Annotated in this window: 16 protein-coding genes; 10 read left to right on the forward strand and 6 right to left on the reverse strand. The window is 71.5% G+C overall.

The window, feature by feature from the left end:
• Positions 1–4: 4 nt before the first annotated feature.
• Complete coding sequence (locus GCL84_RS17645) at positions 5–235, reverse strand: hypothetical protein (RefSeq protein ID WP_156756589.1); 231 nt, start codon at positions 233–235, stop codon at positions 5–7.
• Between the two features lie 302 nt (positions 236–537).
• Here GCL84_RS17645 and GCL84_RS17650 point away from each other — a divergent pair, with 302 nt between their 5' ends.
• Both GCL84_RS17650 and GCL84_RS17655 read left to right on the forward strand, forming a co-directional pair.
• The gene (locus GCL84_RS17650; RefSeq protein ID WP_156756590.1) at positions 538–1,647 is read left to right on the forward strand and encodes a S1 family peptidase; all 1,110 of its coding nucleotides are present in this window, start codon (positions 538–540) and stop codon (positions 1,645–1,647) included.
• Positions 1,648–1,855: 208 nt separating this feature from the next.
• The gene (locus GCL84_RS17655; RefSeq protein ID WP_197523321.1) at positions 1,856–2,266 is read left to right on the forward strand and encodes a DUF1707 SHOCT-like domain-containing protein; all 411 of its coding nucleotides are present in this window, start codon (positions 1,856–1,858) and stop codon (positions 2,264–2,266) included.
• Positions 2,267–2,391: 125 nt separating this feature from the next.
• Here GCL84_RS17655 and GCL84_RS30670 read toward each other — a convergent pair whose 3' ends face one another.
• From GCL84_RS30670 to GCL84_RS17670, 3 genes are read right to left on the reverse strand one after another with little or no spacing between them, the layout of a single operon-like run.
• On the reverse strand, positions 2,392–3,273 hold the full coding sequence (locus tag GCL84_RS30670; RefSeq protein WP_156756592.1) for a sucrase ferredoxin: 882 nt from the start codon (positions 3,271–3,273) through the stop codon (positions 2,392–2,394).
• Complete coding sequence (locus tag GCL84_RS17665; RefSeq protein WP_235926379.1) at positions 3,270–4,514, reverse strand: cupin domain-containing protein; 1,245 nt, start codon at positions 4,512–4,514, stop codon at positions 3,270–3,272. Before GCL84_RS17665 ends, GCL84_RS30670 begins: the two co-directional genes overlap by 4 nt.
• On the reverse strand, positions 4,511–4,921 hold the full coding sequence (locus GCL84_RS17670; protein ID WP_197523322.1) for a BatC protein: 411 nt from the start codon (positions 4,919–4,921) through the stop codon (positions 4,511–4,513). The genes GCL84_RS17665 and GCL84_RS17670 overlap by 4 nt, the downstream gene beginning before the upstream one ends.
• Before the next feature lie 172 nt (positions 4,922–5,093).
• Between GCL84_RS17670 and GCL84_RS17675 the strand changes: the two genes are divergently transcribed.
• The 4 genes from GCL84_RS17675 to treZ all read left to right on the forward strand — a co-directional run bounded on the left by GCL84_RS17675 (position 5,094) and on the right by treZ (position 12,259).
• Positions 5,094–6,074, forward strand: coding sequence for a serine/threonine-protein kinase (locus GCL84_RS17675; protein ID WP_197523323.1), 981 nt, complete (start codon positions 5,094–5,096; stop codon positions 6,072–6,074).
• Between the two features lie 94 nt (positions 6,075–6,168).
• Positions 6,169–8,286 (forward strand): glycogen debranching protein GlgX, encoded by a 2,118-nt coding sequence (glgX, locus tag GCL84_RS17680; RefSeq protein ID WP_156756594.1) that lies wholly within the window; start codon positions 6,169–6,171, stop codon positions 8,284–8,286.
• 5 nt (positions 8,287–8,291) lie between these two features.
• Entirely contained in the window at positions 8,292–10,544 is a 2,253-nt protein-coding gene (gene treY / locus GCL84_RS17685; protein ID WP_156756595.1) for a malto-oligosyltrehalose synthase, read from the forward strand.
• The gene (gene treZ / locus GCL84_RS17690; RefSeq protein ID WP_156756596.1) at positions 10,541–12,259 is read left to right on the forward strand and encodes a malto-oligosyltrehalose trehalohydrolase; all 1,719 of its coding nucleotides are present in this window, start codon (positions 10,541–10,543) and stop codon (positions 12,257–12,259) included. Before treY ends, treZ begins: the two co-directional genes overlap by 4 nt.
• Positions 12,260–12,263: 4 nt before the next feature.
• Here the strand turns inward: treZ and GCL84_RS17695 are convergent, their stop codons facing one another.
• Complete coding sequence (locus GCL84_RS17695; RefSeq protein WP_156756597.1) at positions 12,264–12,743, reverse strand: hypothetical protein; 480 nt, start codon at positions 12,741–12,743, stop codon at positions 12,264–12,266.
• A gap of 85 nt (positions 12,744–12,828) precedes the next feature.
• Complete coding sequence (locus GCL84_RS17700; RefSeq protein ID WP_156756598.1) at positions 12,829–13,266, reverse strand: SRPBCC family protein; 438 nt, start codon at positions 13,264–13,266, stop codon at positions 12,829–12,831.
• A gap of 105 nt (positions 13,267–13,371) precedes the next feature.
• On the opposite strand from GCL84_RS17700, the gene GCL84_RS17705 reads away from it, so the two are divergent.
• The 4 genes from GCL84_RS17705 (at position 13,372) to GCL84_RS17720 (ending at position 15,609) form a co-directional block, all read left to right on the forward strand.
• Positions 13,372–14,202, forward strand: a complete 831-nt coding sequence (locus GCL84_RS17705; RefSeq protein WP_235926405.1) for a helix-turn-helix domain-containing protein — start codon at positions 13,372–13,374, stop codon at positions 14,200–14,202.
• A gap of 2 nt (positions 14,203–14,204) precedes the next feature.
• Positions 14,205–14,372, forward strand: a complete 168-nt coding sequence (locus GCL84_RS17710; RefSeq protein WP_156756600.1) for a DUF397 domain-containing protein — start codon at positions 14,205–14,207, stop codon at positions 14,370–14,372.
• A gap of 172 nt (positions 14,373–14,544) precedes the next feature.
• On the forward strand, positions 14,545–14,994 hold the full coding sequence (locus GCL84_RS17715) for a hypothetical protein (RefSeq protein ID WP_156756601.1): 450 nt from the start codon (positions 14,545–14,547) through the stop codon (positions 14,992–14,994).
• Between the two features lie 285 nt (positions 14,995–15,279).
• Positions 15,280–15,609, forward strand: a complete 330-nt coding sequence (locus GCL84_RS17720) for a hypothetical protein (protein WP_156756602.1) — start codon at positions 15,280–15,282, stop codon at positions 15,607–15,609.
• Positions 15,610–15,854: the final 245 nt, after the last annotated feature.

A 15,854-nucleotide genomic window follows, 5' to 3' on the forward strand; every position in this document is an offset into this window, starting at 1 on the left:
CCGCTCACTCGGCCGCGCCCCACTCCGGCGGCGGCACCGCGTCCATGATGTCCGATCGGGAGACCCACTCGGGGACCGGTCCGCCCCCGGGGACCGGGCGCAGCGGCAATCCCATCCCGCGCTGGGGCGGTCCGGCGGCCACGCCGATCCCGATGAACCTCGCGCGCCCCTTGCTCAGGTCCCAGGTCGCGAAGGTGACCAGCCACCCCGGGGGCGGCCACCCGTCCACTGCCATCCGATCCCCTGACCCTCCCCGGCCCCGCGGCTGACGCACCCGGTCAACAGGGCCGCTCTCGATCTTCACCCGGTTGCCCCATTGTGTTGGGCCACCTGTGTGGTCGCCATCTGATCAGCCTCGTCACCGGTTCGCGGCTCAACAGGTGAGAAATTTGCGTAACCGACTTTCGTAGGGTGCCCCACCTGGGCAAGCCCGATCTAGCGTTTCGGTTATCGGACGGTGACCTTCAGCGAGGGCTTCGACTAAACGGGGGACCGCCGTTCGATCGTCCCTGCGAGCAAGGAATCGAGGAAATCCCCATGCGCAGAAGTCTTGCCACAGTCGTGGGCCTGGTCGGGCTGGCCGCGACGGCTGTCGTCACCGCGGGAGGCACCGCCTCGGCGGCGCCGGAGGCGCTCGTCCCGGCGCTGCAACGCGACCTCGGCCTGACCGCCGAGCAGGTGCAGCAGCGCGTGGCCGGTGAGCAGGCCGCCCTGAGCAGGCTCCCGGGCCTGCGCGCGCTGGCAGGCGACGCCTTCGGCGGGGCCTGGCTGGAGAACGGGTCGCTGGTCGTGTCGCTGACCAGGGCGGACCTGGCCGCGCGGGTCGGCTCCGACGGGGTGCGGACCCGCGTGGTCGAGCACACCGAGCGGGCGCTGACCGAGGCCAAGGCCGCCATCGATGCCCGGGCCGCCACCGCGCCCAAGGCCGTGACGAGCTGGTACGTCGACACCAGGGCCAACACCGTGGTGGTCGAGGTGCTCGAGGGCGCCACCGGGGCCGACGTGTCGTCCTTCGTCGAGGCCGCCAAGGCCGCGGGCCCGGTGCGGGTCGAGGAGACCACCACCGCGCCGCGCACCTACGCGGGCGCCGTGGTCGGCGGCGAGGCGTACTACATCAACGGCGCGGGCCGGTGCTCGATCGGCTTCGCCGTGAGCGGCGGCTTCGTCTCCGCGGGCCACTGCGGCAGCACCGGCGACAGCGTGGCCGCGGCCGACGACTCGGCGCTGGGCACCTTCGCGGGCTCGTCGTTCCCGGGCAACGACTACTCCTACGTGCGCACCACCTCGTCGTGGTCGGCCTCGCCCGTGGTCAGCGGCTACGGCAACGGCGACGTCACCGTGACCGGCTCCGCCGAGGCGGCGACCGGCGCGAGCATCTGCCGATCCGGCTCCACCACCGGCTGGCACTGCGGCTCGGTCGGTCCGAAGAACCAGACGGTCAACTACGCCGAGGGCAGCGTCTCCGGCCTGACCGAGACCGACGTCTGCGCCGAGCCGGGCGACTCCGGCGGCGCGTGGGTGTCGGGCTCGCAGGCCCAGGGCGTCACCTCCGGCGGGTCGGGCAACTGCACCTCGGGCGGCACGACCTACTTCCAGCCCGTGTCCGAGATCCTGGGTGCCTACGGTCTGTCGCTGACCACCGGCTGACCTGCGCGTCCACACCGCCCCCGGGGGAAGCCCCCGGGGGCGGTCCGCGGCTCGAAGTGCGGCCAGCAGGCGGTCCACATCGGACTCGGCGGCGCGGGGCGGCGCCCGCTCATCGCGGCCCCTCCGTCGATGCCGGAGAGCGCCCCCGCACCCGCGCCAGGTCGTGTCCGACCACCACACCACCCCCAGTCCACGTAGAGTGATGACTATGGCGACAGGCCGTGAGTCCAACCTCCGCGTCGGCACGAACGACCGGGAAGCCGCGGTGGCGGCCCTGGGCACCCACCTGGCCGAAGGCCGCCTGGACATAACCGAGTACACAGCCCGCTGCGAGGCCGCCACCACCGCCACCACCCGCGGCGACCTCCTGGACCTCTTCGAGGACCTCCCGGCGCCGCTGCCGGTCTTCGGCCCCCGAACCCCCAAGTCCGAGGTCACCCGCGTCCCCGACGACAACCCGCTGATCGAGAAGACCAATCCCCGCCGCACCAAGGTCTTGGTGCTCAGCGTCCTCGGGGTGGCGGTCGCAGCGGTGATCACCGTCGCCGCGGTCACGTCGACCTGGTGGGCAGTGGCCCCCATCCTCCTGCTGGGCTTCGTCTTCATCTTCGCCAGTTAGCACGCGCCCCCCGCCGGCGAAGCCGCACCCCAACCGTTGTTTGAGAGAGTTCACCCCTATCGAGCACCGCCTTCAAAGATGGTGTGGACTGCCGAGCACCACCAACAGCAGGAAAGGCATGACCGCTAGTCCTCTGCCGCGGCTGCCGACTCTCCGAAAATGGCCGGCTCCACCCGGAAGTGCCGAACCGCCCCCGCCCGCCCGGCACTGCACGTCAACGGCGAATCAGCCTCCTCGAACCGAGCAGAGACCTCCACCCCCTCCGCGACCCCCGCCAACCGCACCCGCCACCGATCCCGCCCCAGGGCCTCCACCGACACCGGCGCCAACGCCGACACCGACCGCTCCCCCACCCGCCCCCGCACATGGAACTCCGCCGCCTGCGCGGGAGCCGACACCGTCGACCGCCCCCGCACGTGCTCCAAGACCAACCGCCCGGCCGCCAACTCCGACACCACCTCCCCCACCGACTCCGGCGTCACCTTCCCGAAGTACAGCCCCGACGGCAGCGCCACCAGGTTGGCCGCGAACCGGTCCCCGCCCACGTGCGAGCACTCCCAGGTCTCCGAGGGGTGCGACAGCGCCAGAGCCGCGGCCACCGGCCGTCCCCGGATCGCACAGCAAGCGTCATGCCGCCCATGCGTGCACACCAGGTACACCGGCTCCGAAGACGCGACCCCCGAGCGCCAAGGCGCGGACAACAGCGCAGCCGGGTCGGTGAACGTCGACCACCACGACGTCCCAGCCACCGAGTCGACGAAGGCCCACCGCAGCGGCCCGTCAGCGGCGGTCCGCCCGGGCCGCCGGATCAACAGCACCCGCGTCCCCGTGCCGCGAACCCGCTCCGCCAACCCCTCGACCACCTCGACGGGCAGGTCGCAATCGCGCCAGGGATCAGGTCCCCAGGCGCGGGGTTGTTCGATCAGGAGCCAGGTCGAGACCGGTGGGGCGGTGCCTTCCTGGGGATCGCCGCGGCGGGTGCAGGCGGCGGCGCAGCGTTCGGTCATCCGGGGACGAGGACCCCCTCGCGGAGTAGGCGGCGGACGAGGACGAGCTGGTCGGCGTCGTCCAGGCCGGGCAGGGTGCCGACCACGGCGGTCGCGCCGGTGAGCAGGGCGTTGAGGGCGGGAGTGGTCGAGGCGGGCAGCGACAGGTTGTTGCCGGGGACGTCGAGGACGCAGCGGTCGCCCGCGGAGGTCACGCGGTGGCGCAGGCCGGGGCGCAGGCGGACCCGGGCCCCGATGACGAGGTCCTGCGCGGCGGCGACCTGGGCCAGCGGCGCCAGGGGGGCGGGGCGCGTGCCCTTCCACACCCGGTCGCGCACCCGGCCAGCGACGTCGGCGGGTGAGGCACTGCCCACGGCGCGAGTCAGAGTCGCAGCAGCAGCGGCGACGAACGGCGCGAGAGCGTCCGGGTCAGCCACATCGACACCCAGCGGCAGCGAGGCGCGCAAGTCGGCGTCAGAGCCCGCGATAGTCAGAAGAGCCTCAGCCAGCGCGTACTGGGTCATCACATGCACGCCAACGGTCAGATGCGCCGACACCTCACCCAGCGCGCGCGCCGAGTGCAGATAGCCGCGAGGGAGATAGAGCGCGTCACCGGGGCGCAGGACCTCATCGATGAGAGGCGCCTCCGAGGCGCGAGCAGCCACAGCGGCAGCGTGCTGGTCCCAGGGCTGGTTGCGCAATGGGTCGGGGTGGACCGGTTCGTGCACCATCCACCGCTTCTCGCCCGCGACCTGTAGCACGAACACGTCGTGCACGTCGTAGTGGGCCGAGAAGCCCTGTGAGGACGCCGGGGTGATGTAGGCGTTGACCTGCGCGGGGTGGCCCAAGTCGGCCGAGAGCGCGGAGCAGAAGTCGATGATGGGGGGCCACAGCCGGTGCAGACCTTGCAACACGAGGGTCGAGCCCTCGTCGAACAGCCTGGCCACCTTGTCGTCGGCGACCTGGTCGCCGATCTCGGCCCCGACGCCACCGCCCGCGGTGAACTGGGCCGAGGAGAGGACCGAGCCGTTCTTGGCCACCCGCAGGAACGGGGTGCGCAGGCCGCGCCGCGAGAGCAGCTCGTCGACGTCGGTCAGGGTCAGCAGGTCCTCGAACGCCTTCGGGAGCGCCTCCGCCGAACTCAGCAGCGGCGCGCGGCCCCAGAAATCACCCGCGAACACGTCGGGGTCGATGGCCACGCACCGGCGCAGGGCCGGGCGGTCCGCCACCGCGGACCGCCCGGCGGCAGAGGGCGCACTCACCTGCCCGCTCCGCCGTCCGCCCCACCGTCCGCACCGCCATCAGCGCCACCGTCGGCGCCGCCGTCGTGGCCGCCCGGGGTGCCCGACGCACCGTGGTCGGCCGTGCCCGCGCCGCTGTCGGCCGGGCCGTGGTGGGAGCCCGCGCCGGAGTCCGCGCCACCGTCGGCACCACCATCGGCGCCACCGTCGTGACCACCGGGAACGCCGGAGGCGCCGTGGTCGGCCGTGCCCGAGGCGCCGCTGTCCGCACCGCCGTCGGCGCCGCCATCGGCCCCGCCGTCCGCGCCGCCGTCGTGGCCGCCCGGGGTGCCCGACGCACCGTGGTCGGCCTTGCCCGCAGCACTGTCGGCAGGCCCCTCGGACCCGCCGATGTGTCCACTGCGGATGTCGTCGTCTTCCAGGGACATAACGCCTCCTTGCGCTCTGAGGTGGCGATCTGCCACTGCGGGTGTCTTACCCCGATCGGCGGCATTCCATGCCTGTGACCAGTCCCCCTCGCCCCGATCGGGCGGCGACCGCCGCGCGGGCCGCGCGCCCGGTATGGTCGCTGACAGCGGGCGCGGCACAGGCGGAGGTGGCATGGGCACGACGGAGTCGCCGCTCGACGGCCGGTACCGCCTCGGCGCGCTGCTGGGCAGCGGCGGGATGGCCGACGTCCACCGGGCCGTGGACGTGCGCCTGGGCCGCCCGGTGGCGGTGAAGCTGTTCCACCCCAAAGCCGACGGCGCCACGATCGCCCGGCTCGAGACCGAGGCCAGGCTGCTGGCGGGCCTGTCGCACCCCGGCCTGGTCCGGCTCTACGACATCGGCTCCGCCGACGGCCGCCCCTACCTGGTGATGCAGTTGGTCAACGGCTCCACCCTGCGCGCGCACATGGACCGCGGCGTCCTGCCCGCCGACACGGTGGCCCGGATCGGGATGCGACTGGCCGACGCGCTGGCCTACGTGCACTCCCGCGGCATCGTGCACCGGGACATGAAGCCGTCGAACGTCCTCGTCGACGGCGACGGCACCTGCTTCCTCGCCGACTTCGGCATCGCCCGCGCGATGGGCACCGAACGGCTCACCTCGGCCGGGCACTGCGTCGGCACCGCCGCCTACCTGGCCCCAGAGCAGGTGCGCGGGGCCGAGACCGGCCCGGCGGGCGACGTGTACTCCCTGGGCCTGGTGCTGCTCGAGGCGCTGACCGGCGAGCCGGAGTTCACCGGACCGGACATCGAGGCCGCCATCGCCCGGCTCAGCCGCAGCCCGCGGGTGCCCAAGTGGCTGCCCAGGGTCTGGGCCGACCTGCTCAGGTCGATGACCGCCCGCACCCCCGAGGACCGCCCGGACATGCCCGAGGTGGCCCGCAGGCTGGCGCTGTGCGCGCTGCGCGGGCCGCTGAACGGGCGTCCGGCGGCGCTGCCGCCGCGACCGGTGCCCGCCCCCCGGGCGACCACGGTGCGCATCCCGCTGCTGCGCGGCGACCGGACGGCGACGTCGGTGTTGCGCGGCGCGTTGGGCCGGGCGGGGGTGTCTGGAGCGCACTCGACGAAGCAGTTGCGGCCCCCGGGGCGCTGACGGCCGTTCCTCGTCGGGCAGACCAGCCCCCGGGGACAATAAAGTTGGCAGCAGGAGCCCGGGACCGGGCCGATGTGCGATGCGAGGAGACTGCGTGCGGCCCTGGCCGGGAACCCCCTACCCGCTCGGCGCGACCTACGACGGCGCCGGCACCAACTTCGCCCTCTTCTCCGAGGTCGCGACCCGCGTCGACCTCTGCCTGTTCGACCAGGACGGCACCGAGCACCGGGTCCGCCTGCCCGAGGTCGACGGCTTCGTCTGGCACGCCTACCTGCCCGGCGTGCTGCCCGGCCAGCTCTACGGCTACCGGGTCACCGGCCCGCACAACGGCGAGGGCCAGCGCTGCAACCCGAACAAGCTGCTGCTCGACCCGTACGCCAAGGCCGTCGACGGCGAGGTCGACTGGGACCAGGCCGTCTTCGGCTACCAGTTCGGCACCCCCGAGGAGCGCAACGACGACGACTCGGCCGCGCACGCGCCCAAGGGCGTCGTGGTCAACCCGTACTTCGACTGGGCGACCGACCGCCCGCCGAAGACGCCGTACAACGAGACGGTCATCTACGAGGCGCACGTGCGCGGGCTCACCATCCGCCACCCCGAGGTGCCCGAGCAGATGCGCGGCACCTACGCGGGCCTGGCGCACCCGGGGGTCATCGAGCACCTCAAGAAGCTGGGCGTGACCGCCATCGAACTGATGCCGGTGCACCAGTTCCTGCACGACCACGGCCTGCAGGAGAAGGGGCTGCGCAACTACTGGGGCTACAACACCATCGCGTTCTTCGCCCCACACGCCGACTACGCGATGACCACGGCCCAGGGCGCGCACGTCGCCGAGTTCAAGTCGATGGTCCGCACGATGCACGAGGCGGGCATCGAGGTCATCCTCGACGTGGTCTACAACCACACCGCCGAGGGCAACCACCTCGGCCCGACGCTGTCCATGCGCGGCATCGACAACACCGCGTACTACCGGCTGGTGGAGGACGACCAGCGGTATTACATGGACTACACCGGCACCGGAAACTCGCTCAACGTGCGCAACCCGCACACGCTGCAACTGATCATGGACTCGCTGCGCTACTGGGTCACCGAGATGCGCGTCGACGGCTTCCGCTTCGACCTGGCCTCCACCCTGGCCCGGGAGTTCTACGACGTCGACCGGCTCTCGGCGTTCTTCGACATCGTCCAGCAGGACCCGGTGATCTCGCAGGTCAAGCTGATCGCCGAGCCGTGGGACGTCGGCCCCGGTGGCTACCAGGTCGGCAACTTCCCTCCACTGTGGACCGAGTGGAACGGCAAGTACCGGGACAACGCCCGCGACTTCTGGCGCGGCGAGCACGCCACCCTCGGCGAGTTCGCCTCGCGGATCACCGGCTCGTCGGACCTCTACCAGGACGACGGCCGCAAGCCGTTCGCCTCCATCAACTTCATCACCGCCCACGACGGGTTCACCCTCAACGACCTGGTCTCCTACAACGAGAAGCACAACGAGGCCAACGGCGAGGACAGCCGCGACGGCGCCGACGACAACCGCTCGTGGAACTGCGGCGTCGAGGGCCCGACCGACGACCCCGAGGTCAACGCGCTGCGGGCGCGGCAGCGGCGCAACATGATCTCCACGCTGTTCCTGTCCCAGGGCGTGCCGATGCTGCTGCACGGCGACGAGATGGCCCGCACCCAGCAGGGCAACAACAACGGCTACTGCCAGGACAGCGAGCTGTCGTGGGTGGACTGGTCGTTCGCCGAGACCAACGCCGACCTGGTCGAGTTCACCGCGGCCGTGGCGAAGCTGCGCGCCGACCACCCGGTGTTCCGCCGCCGCCGGTTCTTCGCGGGCCGCCCGATCCGCCGCGGCGACGAGCTGCGCGACATCGCCTGGTTCACCCCGAGCGGGCAGGAGATGTCCGACGAGGACTGGGAATCCGGTTTCGGCCGGTGCATCGTCACCTTCCTCAACGGCGAGGGCATCCCCGACCTCGACCAGCGCGGCGAGCGGGTGACCGACGACTCGTTCCTGCTGTGCTTCAACGCCCACCACGAGGACATCGACGTCACCGTGCCCGAGGGCGAGTACGGCGCCGAGTGGGAGGTCGTCCTCGACACCGCCACCGGCGAGGTGTCCGCCCCGATCCCCAGGGTGGTCACCAAGGACGCCCCGCTGTCGCTGCCGTCCCGCTCGCTGATCGTCCTGCGCCGCACCGGAACGGAGTAGACCCCGTGGCACCGAGGTCGACCTATCGATTGCAGATGCGGCCGGGGTTCGGGTTCGCCGACGCCGCGGCCATCGCCGACTACCTGGACGACCTGGGGGTCGGCGCGCTGTACTCGTCGCCGATCCTGACCCCGGTCACGGGCTCCACGCACGGCTACGACGTGGTCGACACATCGCGGGCCAACCCGGAGCTGGGCGGCGAGCAGGGCCGTCAGGCGCTGGTCAGGCGCTTGCGCGAGCTGGGCCTGGACTTCGTGGTGGACATCGTGCCCAACCACATGTCGGTCGAGGTCCCCGCGCAGAACGCCTGGTGGTGGGACGTGCTGGCGAAGGGTCCGGCGTCGGAGTTCGCAGGCTACTTCGACATCGAGTCCTTCCCGGTCCTGCTGCCGGTGCTCGGCTCGGACGACGCGGTCGACGAGCTGGCCATCAAGGACGGCAGGCTCACCTACCACGACCACGAGTTCCCGCTGGCCGAGGGCACCGCCACCGGCACGACGCAGGAGGTGCACGAGCGCCAGCACTACCGCCTGGTCGACTGGCGCCGGGCGGGCGCGGAGCTGAACTACCGCCGGTTCTTCGACGTGACGACCCTGGCCGGCGTGCGCGTCGAGGTGCCGGAGGTCTTCGACGCCACGCACGCCGAGGTGCTGCGCTGGGTCGCCGACGGCGACGTGCAGGGGCTTCGGGTGGACCACCCCGACGGCCTGGCCGACCCGGGCGGCTACGCCCGGCGGCTGGTGGAGCGGTCCGGGACCTGGGTCGTGGTGGAGAAGATCCTGGAGCCCGGCGAGCCGCTGCCCGGGTCGTGGGGTGTCGCCGGGACCACCGGCTACGACGCGCTGCGCGAGGTGTGCGGGGTGTTCGTCGACCAGTCCGCCGAGCCCGCCTTCACCGGCCTGGCGCGCGAGCTGGGCGTGCCGGTCGACTTCGCGGCGCTGGTCGAGGAGTGCCGCCAGCTCATCACCACGACGTCGCTGGCCACCGAGGTGCGCCGGATCGCCGACCACGTCGTCGGCGTGGACGCCATGGCCGCCCGGCGCGCGGTGGGCGAGCTGATGGCCGCCTTCACCGTGTACCGCTCCTACCTGCCCGAGCACGAGCGGTACTGGGCCGGGGCGGTCGAGCGGGTGCGCACGGCGTGGCCGGAGCTGGCCGAGGCGGTCGCCGCCATCGACACCCAGGTCCGCGCCGACCCCGGCGGCGAGCTGGCCACCCGGTTGCAGCAGACCTCCGGCATGGTCGTGGCCAAGGGCACCGAGGACACCGCCTTCTACCGGTACTCCCGGTTCCTGGCGCTCAACGAGGTGGGTGGCTCCCCGGACCACTTCGGCGTCTCCGTCGAGGAGTTCCACGCCGCGCAGGCGGCCCGCGAGGCCGACTGGCCCGAGGCGATGACCACGCTGTCGACGCACGACACCAAGCGCTCCGAGGACGTGCGGGCCCGGCTGGCCGTGCTCGCCGAGCTGCCCGACGAGTTCGCCGCGGCCGTGCGCCGCTGGACCGAGCGGGCGGGCATCGCCGAGCCGACGCTGAACCTGCTGGCCTGGCAGACGCTGCTGGGCGCGTGGCCGATCTCCACCGAGCGCATGTCCGCCTACCTGGACAAGGCCGCCAAGGAGGCCAAGGTCCGCACGACCTGGGTCGACCACGACGAGGAGTTCGAGGCGCAGGTCCAGGCCTGGCACGCCGCCGTCCTGGCCGATGACGAGGTGGCCGCCGAGGTGGCGGCGTTCGCCGAGAAGATCACCCCCTACGGCTGGTCGAACGCGCTGGGTCAGAAGCTGCTGCAACTCGCGGGTCCCGGCATCCCCGACGTCTACCAGGGCACCGAGCTGTGGGACCTGTCCCTGGTCGACCCGGACAACCGCCGCGACGTCGACTTCGACGCCCGCCGCGCGCTGCTGGCCAGGCTCGCCGGGGGCTGGCGCCCGCCGGTCGACGACACCGGCGCGGCCAAGCTGCACCTGGTCCGCACCGTCCTGCGGCTGCGCCGCGAGCGCCCGGAGCTGTTCACCGGGTACCGCCCGGTGCACGCCACGGGCCCGGCCGCCGAACGGGTCGTGGCCTTCGAGCGCAGCGGCCTGATCGCCGTCGCCACCCGGCTGCCCGTGCGCTCCCCCGGCTGGGGCGGGACGGTCCTGGACCTGCCCGGGGGCGACTGGACCGACGCGCTCACCGGCAGGCCCGCGGCGGGCGAGCTGAGCGACCTGCTTTCCGACTACCCCGTGGCCGTCCTGGTGAGAGGACAAGCGTGACCGCCGAGCAGTTCTCCGTCTGGGCCCCCAACCGCGACCGGGTGCGCCTGGCGACCGGTTCCCGACGGCACGAGATGTCCAGGGACGACCGCGGCTGGTGGCACGTCGAGGTGCCGGGCACGGCCGCGGGCACCGACTACGCCTTCGTCCTCGACGACGAGGAGCAGTCCTACCCCGACCCCAGGTCGCTCTGGCAGCCCGACGGCGTGCACGGCCCGTCCCGCCGATACGACCACGGCGCCCACACCTGGGCCGACGCGGACTGGACCGGGCGCGCGCTGGCCGGGTCGGTGCTCTACGAGCTGCACATCGGCACCTTCACCACCGAGGGCACCTTCGACGCGGCCATCGGCAAGCTCGACCACCTGGTCGACCTGGGCGTCGACATCGTCGAGGTGCTGCCGGTCAACTCCTTCGACGGCGACGCGGGCTGGGGCTACGACGGGGTGCTGTGGGGCGCGGTGCACGAGCCCTACGGCGGCCCGGACGGGTTCAAGCGGTTCATCGACGCCTGCCACGCGCGCGGGCTGGGCGTGGCGCTGGACGTGGTCTACAACCACCTGGGCCCGTCGGGGGCGTACCTGGACAAGTTCGGCCCGTACTTCGCCGGGTCGACGATCTGGGGCCCCACGCTGAACCTGGACGGCCCGGACTCCGACGAGGTCCGCCGGTACGTGCTGGACAACGCGCTGTCCTGGTTCCGGGACTTCCACGTGGACGCGCTGCGCCTCGACGCCGTGCACGCGCTGCGCGACACCAGGGCCACCCACCTGCTGGAGGACCTCTCGGCCGAGGTCGACGCGCTGTCCGCCGCGCTGGGCCGCCCGCTGTCGCTGATCGCCGAGTCCGACCTCAACGACCCCCGGCACACCACGCCGCGCGAGTCCGGCGGCTACGGCCTGACCGCGCAGTGGTGCGACGACCTGCACCACGCCCTGCACGTCGCGCTGACCGGCGAGGTCAGCGGCTACTACACCGACTTCGAGGGCGGCCTGGCCACGACGCTGCGCCAGGCGTTCTTCCACACGGGCACCTGGTCGTCCTTCCGCAAGCGCACCCACGGGCGCCCCATCGACACCCGCACCGCCTCCGGGCACCGGTTCCTGGCCTACCTGCAGAACCACGACCAGATCGGCAACCGCGCCACCGGCGACCGGCTCACCGCCACCGTCGCACCGGCGCGGGTGCTGTGCGGGGCCGCGCTGGTGTTCAGCTCCCCCTACACGCCGATGCTGTTCATGGGCGAGGAGTGGGCGGCCACGACCCCGTGGCAGTTCTTCGCCTCGTTCCCCGACGCCGACCTGGCCGACGCCGTGCGCACCGGCCGCCGCCGCGAGTTCGCCGAGCACGGCTGGGGCGAGTCCGAGGTGCCGGACCCGATGTCCGCCGCGACGGTCCGCAACTCCACTTTGGACTGGACGGAGCTGGACGCACTCGCCCACCGGGCCGTCTACGACACCTACCGGGCGCTCATCAGGCTCCGCAAGGACAACCCCGAGCTCAGCGACCCCCGCCTCACCCACTTCGAGGTGGAGGAGGGCGAGGGCTGGCTGGTCGTGCACCGGGGCGCGATCAGGGTGGCGGTGAACCTGTCGACGGCGTCGGTCTCGCTGCCGATCGCGGCCACCGCCACCCTGCTGACCTCGGGCGACCCCCAGGTCGGAGTCGACACGGTCGTGCTGCCCCCGGACTCGTTCGCGATCGTCCGGGCCTGAGCGGCTATTCGACAGACCGGCGGTAGCGCACCTCGCGGCGCGGGCCGGGCGAGGCGAAGCGGCGGATCAGGAAGTTGATCGCGGCGCCGATCAGCAGCCAGACGATCGCGGCGAGGCCGTAGTCGAGCACGGTGGCGAGCTTGGCCGAGCCGGGCGAGAACAGCCCGTCGAAGCCGAGCGAGACCGCCGAGGAGAACCCGCCGACGAAGCTCGCGAACCCGTTGTCGGGGTTGGCCTCGGCGACGGTGAGGATGATCTGGGCGACCAGCACCGCCGCGAACAGCCCCGTCAGGAAGGTCACCGCGGAGGTGATCATCCGGATGGTCCGGCGCCGCTGCGCGTGGCTGTCCTCGACCCGCTCGCGCACGACCTCCTGGTCGGGCGCGACGTACTGCTCGTCGTGGCGCACTGGCTGGGCAGGGTCCGCGTGCCGCTCCTGCGGCATCGCCCTGGTCCGCTCGGGATCTCTGTCCGGGTAGCTCATAACCCGAATGGTGACACCGCCGAGCGCCCTTCGCCCGACGACACCCACGCGGCCTAACCCGCAGGTCAGAGCAGGGTTTCACGCCCTACCGGACCGGGTACCTCTCTTCGAGTCGATCGAGCGTCGCGCGGATTCCCTTCAGGTTCTTGGCCGGGAACTTGACCAGCTCGATGAACCACGCGGCCCCCACCCGCGACCAGTCGAAGGTCTCAGTGACCTTGGTCGTCCCGTCACCCTGGTCCTGCAACTCCCAGCGCCACCGGTGCCCCGCGAAGTGCCGCCACGCGATCAGGCTGCCCTCCTCGAACTCCACCACGGTGTTCTCGATCTTGTACGGCAGACCGATCTTCATGTCCATGCCGAACTTCGAGCCGAGCGCGAGCCGCTGACTGCCGGGCCGCGCGCCCCGAACGCTGCCGGACCCGTCGATCACCGGGTGCTGAGCGGGATCGGCCAACAGCTCGAAGATCTCGGCCGCGGGAGCGCCGATCACCCTGGAGTCGGAAACCTTGCGCGAAGCCATGTCCCCGACCCTACGCGGCCTGACCCCGCACCGCCGGAAAACAAGGAGCGGTAGACTCACCTTCCAGGAAGGTGCAGTTCCTTCCAAGTGCGGGAAGGCGAAACCGTGTCAGGACTACGGCTCCCACCGAGGCCACGCGACCGAATCATTGGTGCGAGATTGCGCGCCGTACGCCGGGAACGAACGACTTTGAGCCTAGAGGCGGCAGCGAAAGCCCTCGGCTGGGGCCTGGCCACCATGTCCAGGATCGAGAACGGCAAACGCCACATCGACACCGACGAGGTAGCGATGATCCTCACCGCGTACAAGATCCCCGCCGCCGAGCGCCGGGAGTTCCTCAATGAGGTCAAGACGGACAACGCGACGGGCTGGTGGGACCGCCCACTGCCCGGCGTGCCGGATGAGATGGGGACCCTGGCCAGCTACGCGGTCGACGCCGACAGCCTGACCGACTGGGCGGTGACGCTGGTCCCCGGTCTCCTGCAGACCGAGGGCTACGCGATGGCGCTGATGCTGTCCGGTGGCATCGAGCGGGAAACCGCCGAACTGCGCTGGGTCGCTCGACGCAGGCGGCAGCAGATCCTCGGAACCGTGGACTACAGCGCCTACATCAGCGAAACAGCCTTGCGAACCCCGTTCGGCGGCCCAGAGAAGCACCGGGAGCAGATCAAGCACCTGCTGGACGCCCGAGACCGGGGCATCGGCGTCCGTGTCGTTCCGCAACACCTGCCGATCGGGTCGCTCAGCCACTCCTGGCTCTACATGACGTTCCCCAACACCACACCCGTGGTGAACGTCGAGGTCGCCGAAGGCGGGGTCTACCTGCACGACGACCAGGCGGAGCCCTACACCAAGCGGATGACCATGCTGGATCACAGCGCCCTTCCCGCTACCGAAAGCCAGACTAAGCTTCGGTCGATCCTGAAGGAGGCGTGATCATGGAGTGGCGCAAGGCGAGCTTCAGCGACACCGGCGGCAACTGCGTGGAGGTCAGGCAAGACCTGACCGCCGTCCGTGACAGCAAGAACCCCTCGGGCCCGGTTGTGGCCCTGGACCTGGTCAACCTGGTGTCAGCCGCCAAGTCCGGCACCCTGGACCGCCGCTAGGTCTTCCCCACAGGGGGGTCCAGGCACAACCTGGACCCCCTTGTCCATCGGAAGCTGCCCGAGCCCGCGACGAACAGCCCGCGAACGGAGCGCCGGTGCACCTCGATCCTTTCGCCGCTGTCCCCGGCGATCACGCCAGACATGCGCGTTCGCACCCGATCCGAAGCACGAAGTGATCACCAACATCGGCCAGCTCCGCGACGCCGTCCTCATCGGGGTCGCGATGCTCCCGCTACGGCACCTCGGCAGGGCGCTCGCGGACGTGCAGGAGGTTCGCAGCCAGCTACACCGGCTCGACGCGACAACGGACGAAGAAGTCCAGCAGGCGCTCGCCGCACTCAACGAAGCCACCCTTGAACTGCGCGCTGTGATCTCCGTGCTCAGGCGCGTGGCAAAGACCTTCGAGAACTACACCGCCTCCCTCGTGGGCGTCATCCCCACCACCCCCGACACTCCCGGGTCCGCTCCGATTGAACTGCCCAAGACGCCGCCGCTGCCAGCCCCGCGCGGCCCCTCAACACTCGACCGACGGGAGCGAGACCTGATCGCAGAGGTTCAACGCGATGGCGGCCTGATATCGCCCGACCGGGTCGAAGCCATCGGACGCGCCCCCCGGCGGTAGGCCCGTCCGGCTCGAACAAGGCGACCACCGATCCGGGCTCGCGCACCTCTACCGCCCCGGAAGACTCTCCCAATTCAGGAACCAGGGCATTTCCCCGAAGGACATCGCGACCGTGGCCATCAGTGCGGCCACTGGCGGAACTCCCGTGGGGACCACCGGAAGCGGCATCCCCGTCTACAGCACAACCCACAGCGGCCGTGACGTCTACCTCGGGGTCGTCATATCCTCGAACGGCTACATCGTCACCGTCGTCCCAGTCGAGCACAAGAGGATCAAGCACCTCCCATGACCTACCCGGACGTCACCGCCATCGGCCTCCAGGTCGACGCTCAACTGGGCCCCCTCGTCCTCATCCGCGACGGTGAACTGGACGAACCCATCGACCTCGCCGCCGACCCGCAAACGGCCTGGCTGCCCCCGAGCATCCGCACCGCCCTGCTCAGATGGGCAACCGCACTACCCGACACCGACGACGACATCACCAAACGACAGCAGTGGGACTCCCGAGGCCGCACCCTCGCGCACATCCTGCGCGACCTGCTCCCCACCACCATCGGCGTCCGCTACTCCGGCGACCTCGGCGAATGGGAAGAAATCCCGACCGACCCCCGATAACCCGCCACCAGCCAGGCCACGTGTGGGTTCCCTGCGCGGCCTTGTCCCGCACCGCCCGCGCCAAGGCGTGCGCGCCGGGTCCCTACACCTACGAGGGAAACCAGGACCTGTGATCACCGAGGTCTATTACCGGACGCCGCAGGACGGCACAGTCGGCGAGCAGTCCAACGCCTGCGATCGGGGGACCTCGACCGGCCCATGAGCATCCTCGAGACCGAAGCCCCGTTCGGTGCCAGCTTGCACAC

The organism is Actinokineospora pegani, from assembly GCF_009745975.1.
Taxonomy (GTDB): Bacteria; Actinomycetota; Actinomycetes; order Mycobacteriales; family Pseudonocardiaceae; genus Actinokineospora; species Actinokineospora pegani.

Bases quoted from the DNA above. Each gene is read 5' to 3' on its own strand.
- GCL84_RS17720 (WP_156756602.1), top strand. From the start codon at position 15,280: ATGACCTACCCGGACGTCACCGCCATCGGCCTCCAGGTCGACGCTCAA.
- GCL84_RS17655 (WP_197523321.1), top strand. From the start codon at position 1,856: ATGGCGACAGGCCGTGAGTCCAACCTCCGCGTCGGCACGAACGACCGG.
- GCL84_RS17650 (WP_156756590.1), top strand. From the start codon at position 538: ATGCGCAGAAGTCTTGCCACAGTCGTGGGCCTGGTCGGGCTGGCCGCG.
- GCL84_RS17710 (WP_156756600.1), top strand. From the start codon at position 14,205: ATGGAGTGGCGCAAGGCGAGCTTCAGCGACACCGGCGGCAACTGCGTG.
- GCL84_RS17700 (WP_156756598.1), bottom strand. From the start codon at position 13,266: ATGGCTTCGCGCAAGGTTTCCGACTCCAGGGTGATCGGCGCTCCCGCG.
- GCL84_RS17695 (WP_156756597.1), bottom strand. From the start codon at position 12,743: ATGAGCTACCCGGACAGAGATCCCGAGCGGACCAGGGCGATGCCGCAG.
- GCL84_RS17675 (WP_197523323.1), top strand. From the start codon at position 5,094: ATGGGCACGACGGAGTCGCCGCTCGACGGCCGGTACCGCCTCGGCGCG.
- GCL84_RS17670 (WP_197523322.1), bottom strand. From the start codon at position 4,921: ATGTCCCTGGAAGACGACGACATCCGCAGTGGACACATCGGCGGGTCC.
- GCL84_RS30670 (WP_156756592.1), bottom strand. From the start codon at position 3,273: ATGACCGAACGCTGCGCCGCCGCCTGCACCCGCCGCGGCGATCCCCAG.
- GCL84_RS17645 (WP_156756589.1), bottom strand. From the start codon at position 235: ATGGCAGTGGACGGGTGGCCGCCCCCGGGGTGGCTGGTCACCTTCGCG.